The 4050-nt window shown below is 67.9% G+C and carries 4 protein-coding genes and 1 pseudogene; 1 reads left to right on the forward strand and 4 read right to left on the reverse strand.

Features of this window, described 5'->3' with window-relative positions:
- From AC1DYI_RS28590 to AC1DYI_RS28600, 3 genes and pseudogenes are all read right to left on the reverse strand, one after another.
- A pseudogene (locus AC1DYI_RS28590) lies at positions 1-401 on the reverse strand (hypothetical protein); the annotation flags it as partial.
- On the reverse strand, positions 398-1513 hold the full coding sequence (scpB, locus tag AC1DYI_RS28595) for an SMC-Scp complex subunit ScpB (protein WP_477207512.1): 1116 nt from the start codon (positions 1511-1513) through the stop codon (positions 398-400). The gene scpB and the pseudogene AC1DYI_RS28590, both read right to left, overlap by 4 nt.
- Positions 1514-1874: 361 nt before the next feature.
- Positions 1875-2864 carry an RluA family pseudouridine synthase gene (locus AC1DYI_RS28600; protein WP_477207513.1) on the reverse strand — a complete coding sequence of 330 codons (990 nt, stop codon included), beginning with the start codon at positions 2862-2864 and terminating at the stop codon, positions 1875-1877.
- Positions 2865-2943: 79 nt separating this feature from the next.
- On the opposite strand from AC1DYI_RS28600, the gene AC1DYI_RS28605 reads away from it, so the two are divergent.
- Entirely contained in the window at positions 2944-3747 is an 804-nt protein-coding gene (locus tag AC1DYI_RS28605; RefSeq protein WP_477207515.1) for an outer membrane protein assembly factor BamD, read from the forward strand.
- Positions 3748-3819: 72 nt separating this feature from the next.
- On the opposite strand, the gene AC1DYI_RS28610 is transcribed toward AC1DYI_RS28605, so the two are convergent.
- On the reverse strand, positions 3820-4050 hold a 231-nt coding region (locus AC1DYI_RS28610; RefSeq protein ID WP_477207514.1), incomplete at its 5' end, for a helicase C-terminal domain-containing protein.

Below are 4050 nucleotides of genomic sequence, written 5' to 3' on the forward strand. Positions count from 1 at the left end.
CCTTCACCACCAGCGTCGCCGGCCTCGCCTGGGGCCGATGCTTCGGCGCCGCCTTCGGTCGCGCTGTTCGCTTCGGCTCGCTCAGCCACCGGTGCGGCCTGAGCCTGAACGGTGGGCGCGGCAGCCTCTGGGGCCGTGGCCGCTATCGGCGCGTCGGTCGACGCAGCGTCGGCATCTTTCTTCGGGGCGCGTGTGCGTGGTTTGCGCGCCGGCTTCTCCGCGGCGGCCTCAGCGTCAACGGCCGGGGCCGGACTGGCTTCGTCGCCGCCAGTTTCCACAGCGTCCGCCTTGCGCGTGCGCGTCCGGCGCTTGGGCGCTGCGGGCGCCCCGTCGACAGCAACATCGGGTGCCGGCGCCGTCTCGGCGGGCAACGACGGGTCGGACTTTGAATCGGTGTTCATGCTTGGGGCGCGTTGGTGGGAGTGACAGGAGGGTCGGCCGTGTCGTCGGCCGGTGTTTGTTCTTCGTCGGCGGGCGCGAAAGGCTCGACCGACAGCGGGAGTTCGTTGGCGTCGTCAGCCGGTTCGACTTCTGCGGCCGGCCCGGCTTCTGCAGCGGCTTCAGCCGGCTCGCTGCTGGCCTGCATCGCGGCCTCGTCGGCTTGCGTGTCGTGGACTGGTTCGTCGGCCTGCGCTATTTCTTCGGCGCTGGCAGCCTCGATCGCCTCGGCGCCCGCATCAGCCGGTTCAGCCGCTGTCTCCACGGGTTCGGCAGTTGCTGTTTCGGCCAGCGCTTCGCCGAGCGAACTCGCCTCGGCCTGAACTGGCTCGGCATCGGGCACCGCGGCCAGGTCGTCAGTGGCGACATCAGTCGCCACGTCAGTTTCGACCGCCGCCTCAGCCGGAATGTCGGTCGAGACCTCCACAGCCGCTCCGTCCAGAGGCACCGACTCGCCGTTCACCGCTGCATCGTCTACCGGCAGCGCATCCAGCGGCAGCTCGCCCTGGTCGTTCAACAGGCCGACCTGCTCGGCGGCCAGCGTCTTCAGCGCCTCGGCGCCCGGCGGGCCGTCCAACAGCGGCAAGCGATCCAGGCTTTCGAGGCCCAGGTCGTCGAGGAACTGGCGGGTCGTCGCGTACAGCGCCGGGCGGCCCGGGGCGTCACGATGGCCGATGGCTTCGATCCAGTTGCGGTCTTCCAGCTGCTTGATGATCTGGCTGGAAACGACGACACCGCGGATGTCTTCGATGTCGCCGCGGGTCACCGGCTGGCGGTAGGCAATGATGGCCAGCGTTTCGAGCACCGCGCGTGAATAGCGCGGCGGCTTCTCGGGGTTCAGGCGGTCGAGAAACTCGCGCATCTCGGGCCGGCTCTGGAACCGCCACCCGGTGGCCAGCGCCACCAGTTCGACACCGCGGCCGGTCCAGTCGCGCCCAAGCTCATCGAGCAACGAGCGCAGGGTGTCGGAGCCCAGTTGGTCTGCAAACAACGCACGCATGTCGCGCAGCGGCATCGGCTGACTGGCGCAGATGAGCGCGGTTTCGAGCACGCGCTTGGCGTCCTGGGTATTCATCGATCAGGTATCGACACGGGTCACAAGCTGCGGTCAGGCAGCGGTTGTCTTCAACAAGCCCATCGGCGGGGGCAATTGCCGGGCGCGGGCTGGGCCAGCGCGGGCGATCGCACGGACTGCGTCGACGGTGCGGTTCGTTGGCGATGGTCGGCGGCGTGGCAGCGGCTTGTCTGGCGAGCCTTCAAAGGCTTTCGGCAGACGGCGGCGGCAACGGCCCGACACCAGTGGCTCGACTTGCGCCCCGCATGGCGGCTTGCGCGTGGTGCGGTGGGATTTCTCGGCGGATCCCATTGGATCTGTCGGCCTGGGACCGCATTGTAAACCCCAGCCGCCGCCCCTGCATAAGGGGCGGCCCTGCTTGTCAAGCCGGCACCACGGCGGCCCAGGCTTTCGTGAAATCGTCCGGCGGCGGCGCTTCGAAGCGCAAGAGCTCTCGGCTGACGGGGTGAGCCAGTTCCAGCTCGGCCGCGTGCAAGGCCTGACGCTGCATACCCAGCGCAGGCTTGCCGCCATAAACCGCGTCCGCCACCAGCACGTGGCCGCGCGAGGCCAGATGCACCCGGATCTGGTGAGTCCGGCCTGTGTGCAGCGCGCAACGCACGGCACTGATGCCCCCCTGGTACGCCACTGGGAATACGTCGGTGCGCGCCGTCTTGCCGCTAGGTACGACGGCCATACGCACACGCGCCACCGGGTCGCGTCCCACAGGAGCATCGATCGTGAAAGGCTCGCGCCCCACGTCACCATGCACCAGCGCAAGGTAGCGGCGACGGATGTCGCGCGCGGCCATGTCGCGGATCAATGCGGTCACCGCCTCCAGGCTGCGCCCCACCACCATCAGGCCCGAGGTGTCCTTGTCCAGCCGATGAACGATGCCGGCGCGTGGCAGCCGGGCGGCATTGGCATCGCGGGCCAGCAGGCCGTTGAGCAAAGTGCCGGACCAGTTGCCCGCCGCCGGGTGCACCACCAGGCCAGCCGGCTTGTGCAGCACCAGCAGATGCGCGTCTTCGTAGAGCACGTCGAGCGCCATGGCCTGCGGCGTGAAGGCCCGCGCTTCGGCGGGCAGCACCAAGGTGATCGACAGTTGCTGGCCGACCTTGACCTTGCGTGACGCGACTGTGGACGGCACGCCGTCCAGCGTCACCTCGCCCGCGGCCAGCAGCGTCTGCAGGTGGCTGCGCGAGAACTCCGGCACCAGCCCGGCCAGCACTTTGTCCAGCCGCTGGCCATGGGCCTCGGCGTCGAGCCGCCAGCTGCGTTTTTCGGGTCCGCTGTCGACCTCGCTGTCGTCGGGCAAACCGTCTGCGGTACCGATCGGCACCGTGGCMCGAGGCACTGAAAGGCCCCCCATATAATCCTTCGCATTGCTTGGCGAGACCATTTTCGCGCGGCGCGTTCGTCGCCGCGTGCCCCCACCGATGATCCAAGACCTGTTCCGCCGGCCGCTCGCGCGCGCCACGATGTTGTCCCTGGCTGTGCTGCTGGCTGGCTGCAGCTCGTTCTTCAACAAGGACGATGGCGACATCCAGGGTAGCGCCGAGAAATTGTATGCAGACGCCAAGGAAGACATGGCGGCTGGTGGCTGGCTCAACGCGATCAAGCTGCTTGAACGCGTCGAAGGCCGTGCCGGCGGCACGCTGCTGGCACAACAGGCCCAGCTTGACCTGGCCTACGCCAACTGGAAGGCTGGCGAAAAGGCCGCAGCGCTGTCGACGCTGGACCGCTTCATCAAGCTGAACCCCTCCAGCCCCGGGCTCGACTATGCGCTGTACCTGCGCGGACTGGTGAACTTCAACGACAACATCGGCTTCCTGGCCGCGYTGTCGCAGCAGAAGTTGTCGGAGCGTGACCAGCAGGCCGCGCGCGACGCCTACCAGTCGTTCAAGCAGCTGGTCGAGCAGTTCCCCGACTCCCGCTACACGCCCGACGCCAAGCTGCGCATGGACTTCACGGTCAATGCCCTGGCCGACTATGAAGTGCACGTGGCGCGCTACTACCTGCGTCGCGGTGCCTTCCTTGCGGCGGCCAACCGTGCCCAGCAGGCGATCACCACCTACCCGCAGACGCCAGCGATCGAGGAAGCGCTCTACATCATGAGCCGCTCGTACGACAAGCTGGGCCTGGTCGAGCTGCGCGACGACGCCGACCGCGTGCTGAAGGGCAACTTCCCGCAAAGCCGCTTCCTGGCCGACGGCAAGGCCCGCGAAGACAAGGCTTGGTGGCAGCTCTGGTAAGCCACACTTCGCCACCCTGGTGACGACAAGAAGGCGGCCTCGCGGGGCCGCTTTTCTTTTGGGGCTTGCGAACTAACGCAAAGACCGCAGCCAGGACAGTGCCTGCTCGCCGGTTTCCAACGGCAGCATCGGCGGCAGCGCCCTGAGCAGCCGAGCTCCATAGCGCGCCTGACGCAGCCGGGTGTCGCAGATCACCAGCAGGCCCTGATCGGTCTCGGTGCGGATCAAGCGCCCGGCCCCCTGCTTCAGCGAGATCGCTGCTTCGGCGACAAAGTAGTCGTTGAAAGAGTCGCGGCCCTGCTC

The sequence above is a fragment of the Ideonella sp. P3_A4 genome (genome assembly GCF_056403075.1).

Excerpts from the sequence above, each read along its gene's own strand:
- scpB (WP_477207512.1), bottom strand. The coding sequence starts at position 1,513 with ATGAATACCCAGGACGCCAAGCGCGTGCTCGAAACCGCGCTCATCTGC.